18 protein-coding genes are annotated in these 21,120 nt (G+C 63.4%); 7 read left to right on the top strand and 11 right to left on the bottom strand.

Translation table 11 applies throughout. The features are described 5' to 3' along the window. A partial coding sequence (gene mreC, locus Q6A48_RS22300) for a rod shape-determining protein MreC (protein ID WP_304556560.1) occupies window positions 1-993 on the bottom strand: 993 nt, incomplete at its 3' end. A gap of 141 nt (window positions 994-1,134) precedes the next feature. Further along, entirely contained in the window at window positions 1,135-2,172 is a 1,038-nt protein-coding gene (gene mreB / locus Q6A48_RS22295) for a rod shape-determining protein MreB (RefSeq protein WP_002555108.1), read from the bottom strand. A 214-nt stretch (window positions 2,173-2,386) separates the two neighbouring features. Between mreB and gatC the strand changes: the two genes are divergently transcribed. The 6 genes from gatC to Q6A48_RS22265 all read left to right on the top strand — a co-directional run bounded on the left by gatC (window position 2,387) and on the right by Q6A48_RS22265 (window position 7,794). Then, entirely contained in the window at window positions 2,387-2,674 is a 288-nt protein-coding gene (gene gatC / locus Q6A48_RS22290; RefSeq protein WP_042730612.1) for an Asp-tRNA(Asn)/Glu-tRNA(Gln) amidotransferase subunit GatC, read from the top strand. 16 nt (window positions 2,675-2,690) lie between these two features. Further along, window positions 2,691-4,142: an Asp-tRNA(Asn)/Glu-tRNA(Gln) amidotransferase subunit GatA gene (gene gatA, locus Q6A48_RS22285; protein ID WP_304556384.1), complete on the top strand. Its 1,452-nt coding sequence runs from the start codon at window positions 2,691-2,693 to the stop codon at window positions 4,140-4,142. 149 nt (window positions 4,143-4,291) lie between these two features. Next, on the top strand, window positions 4,292-5,737 hold the full coding sequence (gene gatB / locus Q6A48_RS22280) for an Asp-tRNA(Asn)/Glu-tRNA(Gln) amidotransferase subunit GatB (RefSeq protein WP_304556383.1): 1,446 nt from the start codon (window positions 4,292-4,294) through the stop codon (window positions 5,735-5,737). Window positions 5,738-5,928: 191 nt separating this feature from the next. Next, complete coding sequence (locus tag Q6A48_RS22275; protein WP_304556382.1) at window positions 5,929-6,306, top strand: septal ring lytic transglycosylase RlpA family protein; 378 nt, start codon at window positions 5,929-5,931, stop codon at window positions 6,304-6,306. 49 nt (window positions 6,307-6,355) lie between these two features. Then, entirely contained in the window at window positions 6,356-7,417 is a 1,062-nt protein-coding gene (locus Q6A48_RS22270; RefSeq protein WP_304556559.1) for a calcium/sodium antiporter, read from the top strand. Beyond that, the gene (locus Q6A48_RS22265; protein WP_304556381.1) at window positions 7,414-7,794 is read left to right on the top strand and encodes a carboxymuconolactone decarboxylase family protein; all 381 of its coding nucleotides are present in this window, start codon (window positions 7,414-7,416) and stop codon (window positions 7,792-7,794) included. Before Q6A48_RS22270 ends, Q6A48_RS22265 begins: the two co-directional genes overlap by 4 nt. A gap of 298 nt (window positions 7,795-8,092) precedes the next feature. On the opposite strand, the gene Q6A48_RS22260 is transcribed toward Q6A48_RS22265, so the two are convergent. The 5 genes from Q6A48_RS22260 to kdgD form a co-directional block, all read right to left on the bottom strand. Further along, window positions 8,093-9,034: an AEC family transporter gene (locus tag Q6A48_RS22260; protein ID WP_304556380.1), complete on the bottom strand. Its 942-nt coding sequence runs from the start codon at window positions 9,032-9,034 to the stop codon at window positions 8,093-8,095. 795 nt (window positions 9,035-9,829) lie between these two features. Next, window positions 9,830-11,383, bottom strand: coding sequence for a galactarate dehydratase (gene garD, locus Q6A48_RS22255; protein WP_304556379.1), 1,554 nt, complete (start codon window positions 11,381-11,383; stop codon window positions 9,830-9,832). A 13-nt stretch (window positions 11,384-11,396) separates the two neighbouring features. Further along, window positions 11,397-12,761, bottom strand: coding sequence for an MFS transporter (locus Q6A48_RS22250; RefSeq protein ID WP_304556378.1), 1,365 nt, complete (start codon window positions 12,759-12,761; stop codon window positions 11,397-11,399). An 83-nt stretch (window positions 12,762-12,844) separates the two neighbouring features. Next, entirely contained in the window at window positions 12,845-14,290 is a 1,446-nt protein-coding gene (locus Q6A48_RS22245) for an aldehyde dehydrogenase family protein (protein ID WP_304556377.1), read from the bottom strand. A 79-nt stretch (window positions 14,291-14,369) separates the two neighbouring features. Then, on the bottom strand, window positions 14,370-15,281 hold the full coding sequence (gene kdgD, locus Q6A48_RS22240; RefSeq protein WP_304556376.1) for a 5-dehydro-4-deoxyglucarate dehydratase: 912 nt from the start codon (window positions 15,279-15,281) through the stop codon (window positions 14,370-14,372). A gap of 367 nt (window positions 15,282-15,648) precedes the next feature. Between kdgD and Q6A48_RS22235 the strand changes: the two genes are divergently transcribed. Further along, window positions 15,649-16,011: a hypothetical protein gene (locus Q6A48_RS22235; protein WP_304556375.1), complete on the top strand. Its 363-nt coding sequence runs from the start codon at window positions 15,649-15,651 to the stop codon at window positions 16,009-16,011. A 213-nt stretch (window positions 16,012-16,224) separates the two neighbouring features. Here the strand turns inward: Q6A48_RS22235 and Q6A48_RS22230 are convergent, their stop codons facing one another. From Q6A48_RS22230 to Q6A48_RS22215, 4 genes are all read right to left on the bottom strand, one after another. After that, a complete protein-coding gene (locus Q6A48_RS22230; protein WP_304556374.1) occupies window positions 16,225-16,971 on the bottom strand; it encodes a FadR/GntR family transcriptional regulator in 747 nt (248 codons plus the stop codon). Window positions 16,972-17,223: 252 nt separating this feature from the next. Beyond that, window positions 17,224-18,951: an ABC transporter ATP-binding protein/permease gene (locus Q6A48_RS22225; protein WP_304556373.1), complete on the bottom strand. Its 1,728-nt coding sequence runs from the start codon at window positions 18,949-18,951 to the stop codon at window positions 17,224-17,226. A gap of 92 nt (window positions 18,952-19,043) precedes the next feature. Beyond that, complete coding sequence (locus Q6A48_RS22220) at window positions 19,044-19,604, bottom strand: response regulator transcription factor (RefSeq protein ID WP_025211826.1); 561 nt, start codon at window positions 19,602-19,604, stop codon at window positions 19,044-19,046. Beyond that, entirely contained in the window at window positions 19,601-20,860 is a 1,260-nt protein-coding gene (locus Q6A48_RS22215; protein WP_304556372.1) for an ATP-binding protein, read from the bottom strand. The genes Q6A48_RS22220 and Q6A48_RS22215 overlap by 4 nt, the downstream gene beginning before the upstream one ends. Window positions 20,861-21,120 lie beyond the last annotated feature (260 nt).

The raw sequence follows: 21,120 nt of genomic DNA, 5'->3' as shown, positions 1-21,120 counted from the left end.
GGCCACTGGCGTCGTGGCGGGTGCCGCCGGCGTCGCCGGGGCGGGCGCTGGCTTGGGCACGGTGGCTGGCACGGGAGCCGGCACCTGGGTGCCAGGCGCAGCCGACTCGCCGCCCTGCCGGTCCTGGGCTTCCTGGGCAACCGCGGCATCGTTGGCGCGTTCTTCGGGGGTGCGATTGTCGCTGAACACCAGCAGCAGGTAGCGGCTGCGGTTCAGCGCAGCGGTCGGCACCGCGCGGACGATGGCGAACGGCTGGCCGGAATCATGGATGACTTCCTTGACGGTCGCCACCGGGTAGCCGGCCGGGAAGCGCTGGCCGAGACCGGAGCTGACCAGCAGGTCGCCCTCCTTGATGTCGGCGGTATCGGCCACGTGCCGCAGTTCCAGGCGCTCCGGGTTGCCGGTGCCGCTGGCAATCGCGCGCAGGCCGTTGCGGTTGACCTGCACCGGAATGCTGTGGGTGGTGTCGGTGAGCAACAGCACGCGGGCGGTGTAGGGCATCAACTCCACCACCTGGCCCATCAGGCCCCGGGCGTCGAGCACCGGCTGGCCAAGGAACACACCGTCGCGCTCGCCTTTGTTGATGAGGATACGGTGGGTGAAGGGATTGGGGTCCATGCCGATCAGCTCGGCCACTTCGACCTTTTCATTGACCAGCGCAGAGGAGTTGAGCAACTCGCGCAGCCGCACGTTCTGCTCGGTGAGGGCCGCCAGCTTCTGCATGCGTCCCTGCAGCAACAGGTTCTCGGTCTTGAGTTTTTCGTTTTCGGCCACCAGCTCCGTGCGGCTGCCAAACTGGCTGGCCACACCCTGCCACAAGCGCTGCGGCAGGTCGGTGATCCAATAGGATTCCATCAACACCAGCGACATCTGGCTGCGCACAGGCTTGAGCAGCGTGAAGCGGGCATCGACCACCATCAGCGCGACCGACAGCACGGCCAGCACCAGCAGGCGCACGCCCAATGAAGGGCCTTTGGCGAAAAGCGGTTTAATAGGCCGCTCCTCCCAGGCAAATGTTTTCTTTATTCATACGGCATCAGACCGGCCTGGATACGAATGACAGAAGATAAACGCCAACGGGCAGCACTGCAAAGTGCTGCCCGGGAGCGAACAACATGCACCACCCCACCCGGCTTATTCGCTGGAGAGCAGGTCCATGGTGTGCTTGTCCATCATTTCCAGGGCACGACCGCCGCCGCGGGCCACGCAGGTCAGCGGGTCTTCGGCAACGATCACCGGCAGGCCGGTTTCCTGGGCCAGCAGCTTGTCGAGGTCACGCAACAGCGCACCCCCACCGGTCAGCACCAGGCCGCGCTCGGCGATGTCCGACGCCAGTTCCGGCGGCGACTGTTCCAGGGCGCTTTTCACCGCCTGGACGATCGTGGCCAGGGACTCTTGCAGCGCCTCCAGGACTTCGTTGGAGTTCAGGGTGAAGGCACGTGGGACGCCTTCGGCCAGGTTGCGGCCGCGAACGTCGACTTCACGCACTTCGCCGCCCGGGTAGGCGGTGCCGATTTCCTGCTTGATGCGCTCGGCGGTGGACTCGCCGATCAGGCTGCCGTAGTTGCGACGCACGTAGGTGATGATCGCTTCGTCGAAACGGTCGCCGCCCACGCGTACGGACTCGGCGTAGACCACGCCATTGAGGGAGATCAGCGCGATTTCAGTGGTACCGCCACCGATGTCGACGACCATCGAGCCACGGGCTTCTTCCACCGGCAGGCCGGCACCGATGGCAGCGGCCATCGGCTCTTCGATCAGGAACACTTCGCGGGCACCGGCGCCAAGGGCCGATTCACGGATGGCGCGACGCTCCACCTGGGTGGACTTGCAAGGAACGCAGATCAGCACGCGAGGGCTGGGCTGCAGGAAACTGTTTTCGTGAACTTTGTTGATGAAGTACTGCAGCATCTTTTCGCAGACGCTGAAGTCGGCGATCACGCCGTCCTTCATCGGGCGAATGGCGGCGATGTTGCCCGGTGTACGGCCCAGCATGCGCTTGGCTTCCGTACCGACAGCCACGACACTTTTCTGGTTGCCGTGGGTGCGGATGGCCACGACCGAGGGTTCATTCAGGACGATACCGCGCTCGCGCACGTAAATAAGGGTGTTGGCAGTGCCCAGGTCAATGGAAAGATCGCTGGAAAACATGCCACGCAGTTTCTTGAACATGGGAAAGGGACCCTAGGCAACGCGTGGGTAAAAAAGTGCGGCAAACTCTAACAACGACAGGGATTTTGGGCAAGGCGCCAATATGTTAAATTGGCCGCTTTTCTGTGCACCAAACCCTACAATCGCGGCCGTAAGACCGTAGAACTGCGGTAGTGTTCCGACAATCTAACACACGGGCCGACCGCGCCCGTTCTGTTTTCCACTGGAGAATCCCATGGCGCTTGAACGCTCCGACGTGGAAAAAATCGCTCATCTGGCCTGCCTGGGCCTCAATGAAGCCGATCTTCCACACATCACTTCTGCCCTGAACAGCATCCTGGGCCTGGTCGACGAGATGCAGGCGGTCAATACCGATGGCATCGAACCGCTGGCCCACCCGCTGGAAGCCAGCCAGCGCCTGCGCGCCGACGTCGTGACCGAATCCGATCATCGCGAGGCCTACCAGTCCATCGCACCAGCGGTCGAAAACGGCCTGTACCTGGTTCCGAAAGTCATCGACTAAAGGGAAAGAGCCTCTCATGCATCACATGACCCTGGCCGAGATCGCCCGCGGACTCGCCGACAAGAAATTTTCCTCCGAAGAGCTGACCCAGGTCCTGCTGGCGCGCATTGCCCAGCTCGACCCGCAGCTCAACAGTTTCATCAGCGTCACCGAAGAACTGGCCCTGAGCCAGGCCAAGGCCGCCGACGCCCGGCGCGCCAAGGGCGAACACGGTGCATTGCTGGGCGCGCCGATCGCCCACAAGGACCTGTTCTGCACCCAGGGCATCCGCACCAGCTGCGGCTCGAAGATGCTCGACAACTTCAAGGCCCCGTACGACGCCACCGTGGTCGCCAAGCTGGCCGCCGCCGGCGCCGTGACCCTGGGCAAGACCAACATGGACGAATTCGCCATGGGTTCGGCCAACGAGTCCAGCTACTACGGCGCGGCGAAGAACCCGTGGAACCTGGAACACGTACCGGGTGGTTCGTCCGGCGGTTCCGCCGCCGCCGTGGCCGCGCGCCTGCTGCCGGCCGCCACCGCCACCGACACCGGCGGCTCGATTCGCCAACCCGCGGCGTTCACCAACCTCACGGGCCTGAAGCCGACCTACGGCCGGGTGTCGCGCTGGGGCATGATCGCCTACGCGTCGAGCCTCGACCAGGGCGGCCCGCTGGCCCGCACGGCCGAAGACTGCGCGATCCTGCTGCAAGGCATGGCCGGCTTCGACCCGAACGACTCCACCAGCATCGATGAACCGGTGCCGGACTACAGCGCCAGCCTCAACGGTTCCCTGCAAGGCCTGCGCATCGGCGTGCCGAAGGAATACTTCAGCGCCGGCCTCGACCCGCGCATCGCCGACCTGATCCAGAACAGCGTCAAGGAACTGGAAAAACTCGGCGCAGTGGTCAAGGAAATCAGCCTGCCGAACATGCAACACGCGATTCCGGCCTACTACGTGATCGCGCCGGCGGAAGCCTCCTCGAACCTGTCGCGTTTCGACGGCGTGCGCTTCGGCCATCGCTGCGAGAACCCGGAAAACCTGATGGACCTGTACAAGCGCTCCCGTGGCGAAGGCTTCGGGGTCGAGGTGCAGCGCCGGATCATGGTCGGTGCCTACGCCTTGTCCGCCGGTTATTACGACGCCTACTACCTCAAGGCGCAGAAAATCCGCCGGCTGGTGAAAAACGACTTCATGGCCGCCTTCAACGAGGTCGACATCATCCTCGGCCCGACCACGCCAAACCCGGCCTGGAAACTCGGCGCCAAGGACAGCGACCCGGTGGCCGCCTACCTGGAAGACGTCTACACCATCACCGCCAACCTTGCCGGCCTGCCAGGCCTGTCCATGCCGGCCGGCTTCGTCGATGGCCTGCCGGTGGGCGTGCAGTTGCTCGCGCCGTATTTCCAGGAAGGTCGCCTGTTGAACGTTGCCCACCAGTATCAGTTGAACACTGACTGGCACACCCGCACCCCCCAGGGGTTTTGAAACTGCTGCGCTCGGTAAGGCTGCGTTGAAAACTGACTCGAAATGCTCATTGACTAACGTCAACTCCGCTTTCTCTCCAGTTTTCGCCTTGCCTTACCTTCGCTCGCAACGTTTCAAAATTCCCTGATAAGACTTCTGAGGAGAAACACATGCAATGGGAAGTCGTGATCGGGCTGGAGATTCACACCCAGCTCACCACCCGGTCGAAAATTTTTTCCGGTAGCGCCACCACGTTCGGCTCCGAGCCCAATACCCAGGCCAGCCTGGTCGACCTGGGCATGCCCGGCGTGCTGCCGGTGCTCAACGCCGAAGCGGTGCGCATGGCGGTGATGTTCGGCCTGGCGATTGACGCCGAGATCGGCCAGCACAACGTGTTCGCCCGCAAGAACTACTTCTACCCGGACCTGCCCAAGGGCTACCAGATCAGCCAGATGGAACTGCCGATCGTCGGCAAGGGCCACCTGGACATCGCCCTGGAAGACGGCACGGTCAAGCGCGTCGGCATCACCCGGGCGCACCTGGAGGAAGACGCCGGCAAGAGCCTGCACGAAGAATTCAACGGCGCCACCGGCATCGACCTGAACCGGGCCGGCACGCCGCTGCTGGAAATCGTCTCCGAGCCGGACATGCGCAGCGCCAAGGAAGCGGTGGCCTACGTCAAGGCGATCCACGCGCTGGTGCGCTACCTGGGCATCTGCGACGGCAACATGGCCGAGGGTTCGCTGCGCTGCGACTGCAACGTGTCGATCCGGCCCAAGGGCCAGGCCGAGTTCGGCACCCGCTGCGAGATCAAGAACGTCAACTCGTTCCGCTTCATCGAGAAGGCGATCAACAGCGAGATCCAGCGCCAGATCGAACTGATCGAGGACGGCGGCAAGGTCATCCAGCAGACCCGCCTGTACGACCCGAACAAGGACGAGACCCGTCCGATGCGCAGCAAGGAAGAAGCCAACGACTACCGCTACTTCCCCGACCCGGACCTGCTGCCGGTGGTCATCGAGGACGCGTTCCTCAATGACGTCCGTGCCACCCTGCCGGAACTGCCGCCGCAGAAGCGCGAGCGTTTCCAGGCGCAGTTCGGGCTGTCGAGCTACGACGCCAACGTCCTGGCCACCAGCCGCGAACAGGCCGATTACTTCGAGAAGGTCGTGAGCATCGGCGGCGACGCCAAGCTGGCGGCCAACTGGGTGATGGTCGAGCTGGGCAGCCTGCTGAACAAGCAGGGCCTGGAGATCGACCAGTCGCCAGTGTCGGCCGAGCAACTGGGCGGCATGCTGTTGCGGATCAAGGACAACACCATTTCCGGCAAGATCGCCAAGATGGTGTTCGAAGCCATGGCCAATGGCGAGGGCAGCGCCGACGAGATCATCGACAAGCGCGGCCTGAAGCAGGTCACCGACACCGGGGCAATCAGCGCCGTGCTCGATGAAATGCTCGCGGCCAACGCCGAACAGGTCGAACAATACCGCGCGGCAGACGAAGCCAAGCGCGGCAAGATGTTCGGCTTCTTCGTCGGCCAGGCCATGAAAGCCTCCAAGGGCAAGGCCAACCCGCAACAGGTCAACGAACTGCTCAAAAGCAAGCTCGAGGGCTGATTACAATGGAGCCAGTCCTGAAGTCTGGCTCACCCCCCTGTGGGAGCGGGCCTGTGGGAGCAAAGCTTGCTCGCGATGAAGACACCTCGATCCATCAGTGGACGGCGTTATCGTTCGTCGCGAGCAAGCTTTGCTCCCGCAGGCTTTTCTCTCATTGGCCAGTTCCCCTATCTGTGGTTGGAACCCCCAACATGAAGCGTCTCCTCGGCGCCTGCGCCCTGCTGTCCCTGCTGGCCGGTTGCGCCAGCCAGAGCGGGACGGTCGATCCACACGGCTACGACCAGACCGGCGTCGCCTCTTATTACGGCAACAGGCACCACGGCAAGCGCACCGCCAGCGGCGAGCGTTTCGACCAGCACGGCCTGACCGCCGCCCATCGCCAGTTGCCGTTCGGCACACGGGTGAAAATCACCAACCTGGGCAACAATGACAGCGTCGTGGTCCGCATCAACGACCGCGGCCCGTATACTCGTGGGCGCTTGATCGATGTGTCCCGCGAAGCGGCCGAGCAACTGGGCATGTTGCGCACCGGCACCGCACGGGTGCGCGTGCAAGCCCTGGACGATTGATAGACGGAGCCCGGCCATTTCCCTACTCGCCGCTTTACCGCTGCTCAGCCTGATCGAATGGGCCGGCGGCCTGCTGTTGCTGGTTGCCGGTGCCGAGCTGCTGGTGCGCGCCGCCGTCGGCCTGGCGGCACGCTTGCAAGTGCGCCCCCTGATCATCGGGCTGACCGTCGTCGCCCTGGGCAGCAGTGCGCCGCAGATGGCCGTCAGCCTGCAAGCGACCCTGGCGCACAACGCCGACATCGCCGTGGGCAGCGTGATCGGCAGCAGCATCTTCAATATCCTCGTCACCCTCGGGCTGTCGGCGCTGATCATCCCGTTGCGGGTGTCGCGCCAACTGGTGCGCCTGGACATCCCGCTGATGATCGGCGCCAGCCTGCTGGTGTTCGTGCTGGCCTTGAACGAAGAACTCACCCGCCTGGACGGGATACTGCTGCTGGCGGCCCTGGCGGTGTACCTGGGCCTGCTGTTGCGCCAGTCACGGCACTCCACGCGGCCCCACGCCACGGGTGTCGACGCGGCGCAGGTGTCCTGGCCCAAGAGCCTGGCGATGATCGTGCTCGGCCTGGCGCTGCTGGTCTACGCCGGGCACCTGCTGCTGGGGGCGGCCGTGGCGGTGGCGACGGACCTGGGGTTGTCGGAACGCATCATCGGCCTGACCATCGTCGCCGTCGGCACCTCGCTGCCGGAACTCGCCACCTCGCTGATCGCCGCCCTGCGCGGCCAGCGCGACATCGCGGTGGGCAACGTGATCGGCAGCAACCTGTTCAACCTGCTGGGGGTGCTGGGGGTGACCGCCCTGGTCGCGCCGACGCCGCTGTCGGTCTCGCCGAACGCCCTGGACTTCGACCTGCCGGTGATGCTCGGCGTGGCGGTGCTGTGCCTGCCGGTGTTCTATTCCGGGTACCGGGTCACCCGCGCCGAGGGCTTGCTGCTCCTGGGCCTGTACCTGGCCTATGGGCTCCACGTGGTGTCGTTCACCACCGGCATGCCCCTGGCCGGCCGACTGGAGCGGCTGATGCTGTTCTATGTGTTACCCACCTTGCTCGCGTTCTTGTTGTTCACTTCCGTGCGCGCCTGGCGCCGCCAACACCACAAGAGGGATTTGCCATGACCGACACTCCAGAGACCGGCCTCGACATGCGTCGCCAGGTCATGGGCGACGCATTCGTCGACCGCGCCCTGGGCAACGCCACCGACTTCACCCGGCCGTTGCAGGATTTCGTCAACGAACACGCCTGGGGCAGCGTCTGGCGTCGCGAAGGCCTGCCGCTCAAGACCCGCAGCCTGATCACCCTCGCCGCCCTCACGGCCCTCAAGTGCCCGCAGGAATTGAAAGGCCACGTGCGCGGCGCGCTGAACAACGGCTGCACGGTGGAAGAGATTCGCGAGGCGCTGCTGCATTGCGCGGTGTATGCCGGCGTGCCGGCGGCGATCGATGCGTTTCGGGCGGCGCAGGAAGTGATCGACAGTTATCAGAAATCCGAGTGACCGTTAGATCGCTATCGCGAGCAAGCTCGCTCCCACAGGGGATCTTCGGTGTACACAAACCCCCTGTACACCTGCGACTACCTGTGGGAGCGAGCTTGCTCGCGATTGGGCCTAAAGAACACCACAACCTTTGAATCTAGTGTCCTGTCTCGGAAATACGTTCTCTTTTGGCGAGTGGCTTGGGTGCTCGGCCAAGGCGCCGCGACGAGTCATAGCAGGGCTATGGCGAGGAGTGGCAACGCCGGCCGGGCACACAAGACGCCGCCAAAAGTGAACAGCTTATTTCCGAGACAGGACACTAGATCCACCCACCCCACTGCAACACAAAGATCCCGACGTTGGTGGTGATCGCCGCCATCAAGGTGGTGATGACGATGATCGCCGCCGCCAGCTCATGGTTGCCTTCGGCGGCACGGGCCATGACGAAGCTGGCCGCCGCGGTGGGGCTGCCGAAGTACAGGAACAGGATCCCCAGCTCCGCCCCGCGAAACCCCCAGGCCCAGGCGCCCAGGGTGGTCAGCAGCGGCAGGCCGACCATCTTCACCAGGCTCGAACTCATGGCCATCTTGCCGCTCTTGCGCAACGCCGCCAGCGACAGCGTGCCGCCGATGCAGATCAACGCCAGGGGCAGGGTCATCTGCGCCAGGTATTTGCCCGAGGTCTCCAGCCAGTTCGGCAGGCCGATCTGCCAATAGGCGAACGGCGCGGCGACGATCACGCTGATGATCAGCGGGTTGCTGAACACGCTTTTGCAGATGCTCCACGGGTCCGACTTGATCACCGGGCTGTAGACCGCCAGCACGATGGTCGACAGGGTGTTGTAGAACAGGATCACCAGCGCCGCGAGGATCGCCCCCAGGGAAATCCCATAGTCGCCGTACATGCTCGCCGCCAGCGCCAGGCCGATCACCCCATTGTTGCCGCGAAACGCGCCCTGGGTGTAGATGCCGCGGTCCTGGCGCGGACACCGCCAGATCGCCCAGCCCCAGGCCATGGCGAAACTCACCAGGGTGGCGATGGAAAAGTAGATCAGCAGGTCAGGCTGCAACGCCGCGTGCAGGTCGGCATGGAGGATGCCAAGGAACAACAGCGCCGGCATGGTGACGTTGAACACCAGGGACGAGGCGATGTGGATGAAGTTGTCGTTGATCCAGTCGATGCGCTTGAGCAACACCCCCAGAAACAGCATGGCAAACACCGGCGCGGTGACGTTCAGGGTTTCGAGGAAAATTGCCAGCATGCCGGAGTACCTTGAAAGGATGTGTCGTTAGGTGGCTAATGATAAGCCACTCACGGCATTGGCGTCTGGTAGAGCCTCTTCGCGAGCAGGCTCGCTCCCACAGTGGATCTGCGCCGGACACAGAAACCGCATCCACCCCAAACCCCAGTGGTAGCGAGCCTGCTCGCGAAGACCTCGGCACATTCAACGTCCATGCCAGCTGAACCACCGCTTTCGCGGGCAAGCCCGCTCCCACATTGGATCTGCGCCGGTCACAGGAGCGCATCCCCCCCACATTCCCTGTGAGAGCGAGCCTGCTCGCGAAGACCTCGGCCCATCCAACATCCATGCAAGCTGGACCACCGCTTTCGCGGGCAAGCCCGCTCCCACATTGGATCTGCGCCGGACACAGAAACCGCCTCCCCCCCACATTCCCTGTGGGAGCGAGCTTGCTCGCGAAGCCATCGGCACATCCAACGTCCATGCCAGCTGGACCACCGCTTTCGCGGGCAAGCCCGCTCCCAAATTGGATCTGCGCCGGACACAGAAACCGCATCCACCCCACAACCCTGTGGGAGCGAGCTTGCTCGCGAAGACGTCGGCACATCCAACATCCATGCAAGCTGGACCAACGCTTTCGCGGGCAAGCCCGCTCCCACAGTGGATCTGCGCCGGACACAGAAACCGCGTCCACCCCACAACCCTGTGGGAGCGAGCTTGCTCGCGAAGACGTCGGCACATTCAACGTCCATGCCAGCTGGACCACCGCTTTCACGGACAAGCCCGCTCCCACCAGGGACATCTGGCGCTATGAACTCAGGTAATCGGCGCCGGGTTGAACAGGGTGATGTCGTTGAACAACTTGTGCCGCTCGGCCCAGGTCTGTTTCTTGCCGCTGGCCACGTCCAGGTAGTAGTGGAACAGTTCCCAACCCAGTTCCTCGATCGACGCACGGCCGGTGGCGATGCGGCCGGCGTCGATGTCGATCAGGTCCGGCCAGCGCTGGGCCAGCTCGGTACGGGTCGAAACCTTCACCACCGGCGCCATGGCCAGGCCGTAAGGGGTGCCACGGCCGGTGGTGAACACGTGCAGGTTCATCCCCGCCGCCAATTGCAGCGTACCGCAGACAAAATCGCTGGCCGGCGTGGCGCAGAAGATCAGGCCCTTGTGCTTGAACCGCTCGCCCGGGCCGAGCACGCCGTTGATCGCGCTGCTGCCGGACTTGACGATCGAGCCCAGGGACTTCTCGACGATGTTCGACAGCCCACCCTTCTTGTTGCCCGGCGTGGTATTGGCACTGCGGTCCGCCTCGCCCTTGGCCAGGTAGCGGTCGTACCAGTCCATTTCCCGCACCAGTTCCTGGGCGACTTCCCGGGTTTGCGCCCGGGACGTCAGCAGGTAGATCGCGTCGCGCACTTCGGTGACTTCGGAAAACATCACCGTCGCCCCGGCCCGCAGCAGCAGGTCCGAGGCATAGCCCAGGGCCGGGTTGGCGGTGATGCCGGAAAACGCATCGCTGCCGCCGCATTGCATGCCCAGGATCAGCTCCGACGCCGGCACCGTCTCCCGACGGCGCTGGTCGAGTTTCTTCAGGCGGGCCTCGGCCAGTTCCATGATCTGCTCGATCATTTCGGTGAAGCCATGGCTGGAGTCCTGCAAGCGATACAACCACGGCTCGCTGAGGTCCACCGAACTGTCGCCTTCATGCATGACCTGCCCGGCCTGCAGTTTCTCGCAGCCCAGGCTGATCACCAGCGCCTCGCCCCCCAGGTTCGGGTTGCGCGCCAGATTGCGCACGGTGCGGATCGGGATGTACGCATCGGTGGCGGTGATCGCCACGCCGCAGCCGTAGCTGTGGGTCAGCGCCACCACGTCATCGACGTTCGGGTACTTGGGCAGCAACTCCTCCTTGATGCGCTTGACCGCATGGTCCAGCACCCCGGTCACGCACTGCACCGTGGTGGTGATGCCCAGGATGTTGCGCGTGCCGACGGTGCCGTCGGCGTTGCGATAGCCCTCGAAGGTGTAGCCTTCCAGCGGCGCATCGGCCGCCGGCACGTCGGTGGACAACGGCAAGCTGTCCAGGGGCGGCGCGGTGGGCATGCGCAGTTGATCTTCCTTGACCCAGCTGCCGCGGGGAATCGGTTGCAGCGCATAGCCGATGACCTGGCCATAGCGAATGACCTCGTCCCCTTCAGGAATGTCCTGCAGGGTGACCTTGTGGCTCTGCGGCACGAAATCCACGGTGACCAGGCCATCCGGGAACTCGGTCCCGGCCGGTACGCCCTGGTCATTGACGACGATCACGACGTTGTCCCGCTCATGCAGGCGGATGTAACGCGGCGAATCGGCATGTTCAATCAGTTGCATCGGTGCCGCTCCTTCAGGATTTAGCTTCGGACAGACTGGAGACGCCGGCATCCTGGGCGGTGGGTTCCTTGAGCACGACACGCTTGATCGGCCCGACGATGACCAGGTAGCTGAACACCGCCACCAGGGCATTGCAACCGACGAATACCAGCGCCCACTTGAACGAACCGGTGGCACTGATGATGTAGCCGATGACGATCGGCGTCGTGATCGAGGCCAGGTTGCCGAAGGTGTTGAACAGGCCACCGCTCAAGCCGGCGATCTGTTTCGGCGAGGTGTCGGACACCACGGCCCAGCCCAGTGCGCCCACGCCTTTGCCAAAGAACGCCAGGGCCATGAAGCCCACCACCATCCATTCGATTTCAACGTAGTTGCACGCCACGATGCTGCTGGACACCAGCAGGCCGCCGATGATCGGTGCCTTGCGGGCGAAGGTCAGCGAGCGGCCCTTGCGCAGCAGGTAGTCGGAAATCACCCCGCCGAGCACGCCGCCGATGAAGCCGCAGATGGCCGGCAAGGACGCGATGAAACCGGCCTTGAGGATGGTCATGCCACGCTCCTGCACCAGGTACACCGGGAACCAGGTCAGGAAGAAGTAGGTGATGCCGTTGATGCAGTATTGGCCCAGGTACACGCCGAGCATCATGCGGTTGGTCAGCAGTTGGCGGATGTAGTCCCATTTCGGACCGTCGGCTTTCTTTTCCTTGCCCTTGTCCTGGTCCATGTCGACCATCGCGCCGTTGGCGGCGATGTGGTTGAACTCGGCTTCGTTGATCATCGGGTGCTGGCGCGGGCTGTAGATCACTTTCAGCCAGATCAGCGAGAACACGATGCCGATCACGCCCATCACGATGAACACGTGCTGCCAGCCGAAGCGGTAGACGATCCAGCCCATCAGCGGCGCGAACAGCACCGTGGCGAAGTACTGCGCCGAGTTGAAGATCGCCGAGGCGGTGCCGCGCTCCGCGGTGGGGAACCACGCGGCGACGATGCGGGCGTTGCCCGGGAAGGACGGCGCTTCGGCCAGCCCGACCAGAAAGCGCAGCATGAACAGCGCAACCACGGCCGTGGACATGCCGAATTCACCGACATAGCCTTGCAGCACGGTAAACAACGACCAGGTGAAAATGCTCAGGGCGTAGATTTTTTTCGAACCGAACCGGTCGAGCAGCCAGCCGCCGGGGATCTGCCCGGCCACGTAGGCCCAGCCGAATGCGGAGAAGATATAACCGAGGGTCACGGCATCGATGCCGAGGTCTTTTTGCAGGCTCGAACCTGCGATGGCGATGGTGGCACGGTCGGCGTAGTTGATCGTTGTCACCAGAAACAGCATGAGCAGGATCAAATAGCGGACGTGTGTCGGCTTGGTCGCTTGCATGTAGAAGTACTCCCACTATTTATTTTTATGCGGGTCAGCAGATTGTGCGGCCGGGGGAATGACCCACCCGGCCGGTGTTGCGGTTACGAGCCGATGTAGGAGGTTTTCACCACGGTGTAGAACTCTTGCGCGTAGCGACCTTGCTCACGCGAACCATAGGACGAACCTTTGCGCCCGCCGAACGGCACGTGGTAATCCACGCCGGCGGTCGGCAGGTTGACCATGACCATGCCCGCCTGGGAATGGCGCTTGAAGTGATTGGCGTATTTCAAGGAGGTGGTGGCGATACCGGCCGACAGGCCGAACTCGGTGTCGTTGGCCATCGCCAGCGCCGCCTCGTAGTCCGCCACGCGCACGACGTTGGCCACCGGGCCGAAGATCTCTTCGCGACTGATGCGCATCGACGCTTCGCTGTCGGCGAACAGGGTCGGCGCCAGGAAATAGCCTTCGGTGTCGCAGGTCACCAGGCCGCCACCGCTGACCAGCCGCGCACCTTCGCTCTGGCCGATGTCGATGTACTTCAAGTCCTGGTTGAGCTGGGCTTCGGAAACCACCGGGCCGATGTCAGTGCCCGCCTTCAACGCATGGCCGACCTTGATCGACTGCATGCGCTCGGCCATGGCGTCGACGAACTTGTCGTGGATGCCGGCCGTGACGATCAGGCGGCTGGACGCGGTGCAACGTTGGCCGGTGGAGTAGAACGCGCTCTGCACCGCCAGCTCGACCGCCTGCTTGAGGTCGGCGTCGTCGAGGATGATCTGCGGGTTCTTGCCGCCCATTTCCAACTGCACCTTGGCCTGGCGCGACACGCAATTGACCGCGATCTGCCGGCCCACGCCCACGGAACCGGTGAAGCTGATGCCGTCGACTTTCGGGCTGTTGACCAGCACTTCACCGACGACGCGGCCGCTGCCCATCACCAGGTTGAACGCACCGGCCGGGAAACCGGCGCGGGAAATGATTTCCGCCAGGGCCCAGGCGCAGCCCGGCACCAGCTCGGCGGGCTTGATCACCACGCAGTTGCCGTAGGCCAGGGCCGGGGCGATTTTCCAGGCCGGGATGGCGATGGGGAAGTTCCACGGCGTGATCAGGCCGACCACCCCCAGGGCTTCACGGGTCACTTCGACGTTGACGCCCGGGCGCACCGACGGCAGGTAATCGCCCGACAGGCGCAGGCATTCACCGGCGAAGAATTTGAAAATGTTGCCGGCGCGGGTCACTTCGCCGATGGCTTCGGGCAGGGTCTTGCCCTCTTCCCGGGCCAGCAATTGGCCGAGTTCTTCGCGGCGAGCGAGGATCTCGCTGCCGACTTTGTCCAGCGCATCGTGCCGCGCCTGGATGCCCGAGGTCGACCAGGCCGGGAAGGCGGCACGGGCGGCGTCGATGGCGGCATTGACTTGTGCTGCGTCAGCCTTGGCGTATTCACCGATGACATCGGACACGTCAGACGGGTTGATGTTGGCGCAATAATCCGCACCGGCCACCCACTCACCGTTGATGTAGTTATCGAAACGCTTTGCATCTGCCACTGAGCTACTCCTACAAGAAGTCTTTACAAAATGCCCTACGCAAAAAGCCGCTGATTGCTCAGCGGCCTTGCCAGGTCGGTTACTGCTTGCCTTGCTTGTCGATCAGCGCGGCCAGTGCTTCGTATTCTTCTGGCAGCAAATCGGTCAGCGGGGTGCGCACAGGGCCGGCGTCATAGCCGACGATCTTGGCGCCCGCCTTGACGATGCTCACCGCGTAACCGGCCTTGCGGTTGCGGATGTCCAGGTACGGCAGGAAGAAGTCGTCGATGATCTTGCCAACGGTGGCGTGATCGTCGCGGGCAATGGCGTGGTAGAAATCCATCGCGGTCTTCGGGATGAAGTTGAACACGGCCGAGGAGTAGACCGGCACGCCCAGGGCCTTGTAGGCCGCGGCGTAGACTTCGGCGGTCGGCAAGCCGCCCAGGTAGCTGAAGCGATCGCCGAGACGACGACGGATCGACACCATCAGCTCGATATCGCCCAGGCCGTCCTTGTAGCCGATCAGGTTCGGGCAACGCTCGGCCAGTTGTTCCAGCTGGTTGGCGTTCAGGCGGCAGACGTTGCGGTTGTACACCACCACGCCGATCTTCACCGATTTGCACACGGCTTCGACGTGGGCGGCAACGCCGTCCTGGCTGGCTTCGGTCAGGTAGTGCGGCAGCAGCAACAGGCCCTTGGCCCCCAGGCGCTCGGCCTCTCGGGCGTATTCGATGGCCTGGCGGGTGGCACCGCCGACACCGGCCAGGATGGGCACGCTGGTGGCGCAGGTGTCGACGGCGGTCTTGATGACTTGCGAATACTCGCTGGCGGCCAGGGAGAAGAATTCACCGGTACCGCCGGCTGCGAACAAGGCAGAGGCGCCGTACGGGGCCAGCCACTCGAGGCGCTTGATGTAGCTGTCGCGATTGAAATCGCCTTGGGCAGTGAAATCGGTGACCGGGAACGACAGCAGGCCAGACGAGAGGATGGACTTCAGTTCTTGTGGATTCATTATTCGAACACCCTGGGACGCAATGTAGGTATGAGAGAGTTAAGCTTCGGCCAGAAGTTGTAGGTCATCGTACAACTTAAAACATGAACGTCAACTGTATTTCGTCTTTTGTCGGGTGCCCGGCCTCGGGGATTTGCCGGCAAGCCCTGTCAATCGGGGCATTGAGGCGAACGCAAAACCGATAAAACCTGCCGGTCGAGCACCCCGGACCGCTCATCGCCACTGTCAACTCTGCCAGTAGCCACCGTTGTCGGAAGGGAGGCATAACCCATGAATGACCGTGCCCTACCGGTCGCAGTCCCTTTCTCAATCTTTCAGGTGAGTCGCCCTACGCGACGATCAGGGCCGCCTCACAGGGAGTGACACCATGACGACGTATGCAAAGCCCACCCTCAAGGATTTTTCAGCCAATCCAACCTCCGGGGAGGTCACCATCAGCTTGTCGAAGACCAAGACGTTGACCGTAAAGATTCCGAATGCGGATTTCGAACCGAACTCATCGGCGCAACTGACGCTGGGCGTCGGCTCGACCCCTTCCGCTCGGGTAGGCACGTTCGCCCCGCTGACCGAGTTCGAGGAGGCGACGCCACGCAAGGATGTGACATTGACGCTCACCAGCGCCGACCTGAAAGCGTTCAGCGGTAAAGTGGTCGAGCTTCGTTACGAGGTCAGCTACGAGAGTTGGGATCCGGATTTATCCGAGCCGCAAATGTTGCGGATCGTGGCGTAGGGCCTTCAGGCAGGCACCCGGATACCAAGCCAGGTACCCTTTATTGTGGCGAGGGGATTTATCCCCGCTGGGGCGCGAAGCGTCCCCCAAATGGCCGCCTCTGATATCGCGATTGGGTCGACTGATTTGGGGCTGCTGCGCAACCCAGCGGGGATAAATCCCCTCGCCACAGGGACCGCGCCCAAGGTCAAGCAGAACAGTGATTGACCGATACTAGCCCTGGGCTTGCGCCTCTTCATGGGCCTGGCGCAGCCGCTCGCGGCTGTTGGTCAGGTGCAGGCGCATGGCGGCACGGGCGGCGTCGGAGTCCTGGCGGGCGATGGCTTCGTAGATTTCCTCGTGCTCGCGGCTCAGCCGGTCCATGTAGTGCTGCTGGTCATCATGGGCCAGGCGCGCCGAATTCAGCCGGGTGCGCGGGATGATACTGGTGCCCAGGTGGGTCATGATGTCGGTGAAGTAGCGGTTGCCGGTGGACAGGGCGATTTCCAGGTGGAAGGCGAAGTCCGACGCCACCGCATCGCTGGCGTGGGCCGCGCTTTCGTTCAGCGCGTCGAGGGCGGCGCGCATCGCCGCCAGTTGCTCGGCGCTGCGCCGCTGCGCCGCGAGGCCGGCGGATTCCACTTCCAGGCTGATGCGCAGCTCCAGGATCGCCAGCACGTCACGCAGGGTGACCACGGTGGCCGGGTCGATACGAAACCCGCTCGGGCTCGGCGTGTCCAGCACAAAGGTGCCAATGCCATGCCGGGTTTCCACCTGGCCGGCCGCCTGCAACCGCGAAATCGCCTCGCGCACCACGGTGCGACTGACGCCATGGGCTTCCATGATCGCCGACTCGGTGGGCAATTTATCGCCACGCTTGAGCAGACCGTCGCGAATCTGCTCGGTCAGCACCGTCACCAGCTCCTGCGCCAGGCTGCGGCGCTTGCGGGGAAGGCGGGGTACGTCGATCGGGTTTTCCATGGCTCTGTGTCTCGGCAAGCGGCTGAATGCGCATCATGATAGCGCAACGTGGTTGTACGATCACCGTGCTCCCTGGCGGCCTTGTCAAGATTACCGCCATGCACCGTTGTGGCGAGGGGATTTATCCCCGCTGGGGCGCGAAGCGCCCCCTCTACCAAATAAAGCGCAAAGCATGGCGTCTGCAGGCGGATCAAGGGCTGCTGCGCAGCCCAGCGGGTATAAATCCCCTCGCCACAACAGGTCCGACGATTATCAGGCGGTGACGGTACGCTCCACCAGTTGGCCATTTTCGATCCGCACATGTCGCGGATGGAAACGTTTCAAACTGCTTCGATGGCCAACGCTGACAATGCTCAAGCCTGGCAACTGGTCGATCAACGCCTGGTACAGCGTCGCTTCGTCTTCTTCGTCCATCGCCGACGTCGCTTCATCCATGTACAGCCATTGCGGCGCATAAAGCAACGCGCGGGCGAAGGCCAGGCGTTGTTGTTCACCCGGGGACAGCATGCGCTGCCAGTGATTGCTTTCGTCCAGGCGCGGGATCAGGTGCAGCAGGCGGCAGGTCTCCAGCACCTGTGCATAACGTTCGTTGGGGTAGACGTCGCCGGCCTGGGGATAACTCAACACCTCGCGCAGGCTGCCGATGGGCAGGTAAGGCTTTTGCGGCAGGAACAGGTAGCGCGCCGAAGGCAGCAGGATGTTGCCATGCCCGGACGGCCACAAATGCCCCATCGCGCGAAACAGGGTGGATTTACCGCTGCCCGAACGGCCGCTGAGCATCACCCGCTCACCCGGTTCCACGGTCATGTCGGCGTTGTCGAGCAGATGCCGACCGTCGGCCAGGTCCAGCCCCAGGTGGCGCACCGTCAACACGCTGCCCTGGTGCTGCACCGCGATGGCCGGCACGCGCTCTTCGTTATCGCTCATGGCCTGGCGGAAACTCAGCAGACGATCGCACGTCGCGCGCCACGCGGCGAGGTCGGCGTAGGCGCTGATGAACCAGCTGAAGTTCTCCTGCACGTTGCCAAAGGCCGAGTTGATCTGCATGAGCTCACCGAGCTGGATCTTGCCGGCGAAGTAACGCGGCGCAGCGACGATGAACGGGAAGATGATCGCGATCTGGCCGTAGCCGGAGGTGAAGAAGGTCAAGCGCTTGGACACCCGCATGATGTCCCAGAAGTTATGCCAGACCAGCCCGAACCGCCCGCTCAGGCGGCGATTCTCGTTCGGCTCGCCGTTGTACAGCGCGATGCTCTCGGCGTTCTCACGCACCCGCACCATGGAAAAACGCAGGTCGGCCTCGAAGCGCTGCTGGTTGTTGTTCAGGCCGATCAGGCGACGGCCGATCAGGTGTGTCAGCCAACTGCCCACTGCCGCGTACACCAGGGCGCACCAGAACATGTAGCCGGGGATGGTGTAGCCGAACACTTCGATGCTGCCGGACACGCCCCACAGGATGATCGAGAACGACACCAGGCTGACCACGGTACGCAGCAACCCCAACCCCAGGCCCAGGGTGTTGGTGGTGAAGCTGTTGAGGTCTTCGGAAATCCGTTGGTCGGGGTTGTCGGTATAGCCGCCCTGCTCCAGCCGGTAGTAATTCTTGTGATCGAGCCAGCGGGCGAAGTGCTGCTCGGTGAGCCAGGCCCGCCAGCGAATGGTGAGCATCTGCGTGAGGTACAAGCGGTACACCGCACCGAGGATCGCCACCGCCGCGATGCCGCAGAAGTACAGGATCAACTGCCAGAACGCCGCGCTGTTCTTCTCTTGCAGGGCGTTGTAGAAATCCTTGTACCAACTGTTGATCCACACCGAGATCGCCACGCTGAACAACGACAGCGCGATCACGGCGATCAACAACGTCCAGGCCTTGCCCTTCTCCTCACTGCGCCAGTACGGCGTGGTCATTTGCCAGACACGGCGAAAAAACTGCCCGCGCACCGCGTCATTGACCGCGGAATATTCAGCGTTCTGATTCATGGTTAAGGCTCAATAGGGAAAAGAACTCGGGCCGATCATAAAACAACGGCCCGATGTGTCGCGAGGGTGGACAGCATTCGTTCAGCGCAGGTTCAGCGACGCACGGGACGCTTCTGCAATTTGCGCTGCAAGGTCCGCCGGTGCATGCCCAGGGCGCGGGCGGTGGCGGAGATGTTGCCTTCATGCTCGGTCAGCACCCGCTGGATGTGCTCCCATTGCAGGCGATCCACCGACATGGGGTTTTCCGGCACCAGGGTGTCGAGGTCGGCATGTTCGGACAACAGCGCCGCCAGCACGTCGTCGGCGTCCGCCGGTTTGCACAGGTAGTTGCAAGCACCGCGCTTGATGGCCTCGACCGCGGTGGCGATGCTCGAATAGCCGGTGAGGATCACCACGCGCATCTCCGGGTCCAGCTCCAGCAACTTGGGCAGCAGCACCAGGCCCGAATCGCCGTCCATCTTCAGGTCCAGCGCGGCGTAGTCCGGCAAGTCGGCCTGGGCGATGGCCAGGCCTTCTTCGGCGGACCCCGCCGTGCTCACGCGAAAGCCACGGCGGGACATGGCTCGGGCCATGACGCGGGTGAACGTGGCGTCGTCATCCACCAGCAACAGGTGCGGCAGTTCTTCGCCGTCGACTTGGATCTCGTCACTCATGTTTCGTCTCCTCGGTCGGCATGGGGCAGGCGCAGCTCGGTCAGCGTGCCGCCGCTCTCATGGGGGTAGAGTTTCACCGAGCCGCCGGCGCGTGTCACGCTGGCCTTGCTCAAAAACAGGCCCAGGCCCAGGCCTTTGCCCTTGGTGGTATAGAACGGTTTGCCAATCTGCTCGGCGATGGCCAGCGGCACGCCCGCGCCGTGGTCGCGAATGCTGATGGTCAGATCGAAGGCATTCCAGTCCAGCGTCACTTCCATGCCCTCGGGGCAGGCATCGGCGGCATTGTTCAACAGGTTCAACAATGCCTGGGTCAGGTCTGGCGGTGGCGCCATGCGCGGCACCGGCCCCTGGCCCAGGCGCTGGAAGCGATAGCTGGCCTCCGGACGCATCAGGTGCCAGCGGTTCAAGGCCTCGTCGAGCCAGTCGGTGACGTCCTGCATGTCGATGGCCAACCGACGATTGGCCTCGGCGGCCCGCACCAGGTACTGCAGGGTTTCCTTGCAGAGCTTGACCTGATCCTGCAAGACGCCGAGGTCGTCCTGCAACGCAGGATCGGGGTGATCCTGCTGCATTTCCTTGAGCAACACGCTCATGGTCGCCAGCGGTGTGCCCAATTCATGGGCGGCACCGGCGGCCTGGGTGGCCACGGCCAGCAATTGCTCGTCCCGCAGGCCCTCCTCACGGCGAATCGCCCGCAGCTCTTCCTGGCGCCGCAACTCCTCGGCCATGCGCGCGGCAAAGAACGTGATGACCGCCGCAGCCAGGGCGAAACTCAGCCACATGCCGTAGATCTGCAGGTTTTCCCGGGCGATGGGAAAGGTTTCCAGGGGATAGAAACGCACCAGCAACAAGGTGTACAACGCCAGGGCAATGCCGGAAAGAATCAGCGAGAAACGCCACGGCAAGGTCACCGCGGCGATGGTCAACGGCACCAGGTAATAAGACACGAACGGGTTGGTGGAACCGCCGGAGAAATACAGCAACGCACTGTGGATAAACAGGTCGCCGGCCAGCTGCACGGCGTACTCCAGCTCGGTCACCGGCCACGAGGCGCGCAAGCGAATCGCCGTCAGCGCGCAGAGCACCGAGGAACAGACCAAAGTAATCGCCAACTGCAGCCAGGGCAGCGGCAGCAGGTCGAACCAATAGGCGAGCCCCACCGAGCCGGCCTGGGCGGCGAGGACCAGAATGCGGATGAAGGTCAGGCGCCAGAGGTTCTGGCGAGAGGCGGAAGTCAGTTGCAAAGGGGCGAGCATGAGCTCTCCTGATGAGCGCTCCAGGCGAATCGCACGGAGTATAACCAACGCGCGGGTTGCACAGACAACTGTGCGGCAAAGCGCCACAGCCCTCAGCCTCGCTGCATGCCCTTGTGGCGAGGGGATTTATCCCCGCTGGACTGCGCAGCAGGCCCGACATTGTCATGCCCCTACTCAGCACAGTGCCTGAAAGATTGGGGCCGCTGCGCGCCCCAGCGGGGATAAATCCCCTCGCCACAAAAAAAACTCATCCGCCATCT

The organism is Pseudomonas citrullilanati (assembly GCF_030580855.1).
Classification (GTDB): Bacteria; Pseudomonadota; Gammaproteobacteria; order Pseudomonadales; family Pseudomonadaceae; genus Aquipseudomonas; species Aquipseudomonas citrulli.
Note: the sequence above shows the minus strand (reverse complement) of the source record. Positions and strands in the feature narration are given on the sequence as shown.

Bases quoted from the DNA above. Each gene is read 5' to 3' on its own strand.
- mreB (WP_002555108.1), bottom strand. From the start codon at position 2,172: ATGTTCAAGAAACTGCGTGGCATGTTTTCCAGCGATCTTTCCATTGAC.
- gatC (WP_042730612.1), top strand. From the start codon at position 2,387: ATGGCGCTTGAACGCTCCGACGTGGAAAAAATCGCTCATCTGGCCTGC.
- gatA (WP_304556384.1), top strand. From the start codon at position 2,691: ATGCATCACATGACCCTGGCCGAGATCGCCCGCGGACTCGCCGACAAG.
- gatB (WP_304556383.1), top strand. From the start codon at position 4,292: ATGCAATGGGAAGTCGTGATCGGGCTGGAGATTCACACCCAGCTCACC.
- Q6A48_RS22275 (WP_304556382.1), top strand. From the start codon at position 5,929: ATGAAGCGTCTCCTCGGCGCCTGCGCCCTGCTGTCCCTGCTGGCCGGT.
- Q6A48_RS22265 (WP_304556381.1), top strand. From the start codon at position 7,414: ATGACCGACACTCCAGAGACCGGCCTCGACATGCGTCGCCAGGTCATG.
- Q6A48_RS22260 (WP_304556380.1), bottom strand. From the start codon at position 9,034: ATGCTGGCAATTTTCCTCGAAACCCTGAACGTCACCGCGCCGGTGTTT.
- garD (WP_304556379.1), bottom strand. From the start codon at position 11,383: ATGCAACTGATTGAACATGCCGATTCGCCGCGTTACATCCGCCTGCAT.
- Q6A48_RS22250 (WP_304556378.1), bottom strand. From the start codon at position 12,761: ATGCAAGCGACCAAGCCGACACACGTCCGCTATTTGATCCTGCTCATG.
- kdgD (WP_304556376.1), bottom strand. From the start codon at position 15,281: ATGAATCCACAAGAACTGAAGTCCATCCTCTCGTCTGGCCTGCTGTCG.
- Q6A48_RS22235 (WP_304556375.1), top strand. From the start codon at position 15,649: ATGACGACGTATGCAAAGCCCACCCTCAAGGATTTTTCAGCCAATCCA.
- Q6A48_RS22230 (WP_304556374.1), bottom strand. From the start codon at position 16,971: ATGGAAAACCCGATCGACGTACCCCGCCTTCCCCGCAAGCGCCGCAGC.
- Q6A48_RS22225 (WP_304556373.1), bottom strand. From the start codon at position 18,951: ATGAATCAGAACGCTGAATATTCCGCGGTCAATGACGCGGTGCGCGGG.
- Q6A48_RS22220 (WP_025211826.1), bottom strand. From the start codon at position 19,604: ATGAGTGACGAGATCCAAGTCGACGGCGAAGAACTGCCGCACCTGTTG.
- Q6A48_RS22215 (WP_304556372.1), bottom strand. From the start codon at position 20,860: ATGCTCGCCCCTTTGCAACTGACTTCCGCCTCTCGCCAGAACCTCTGG.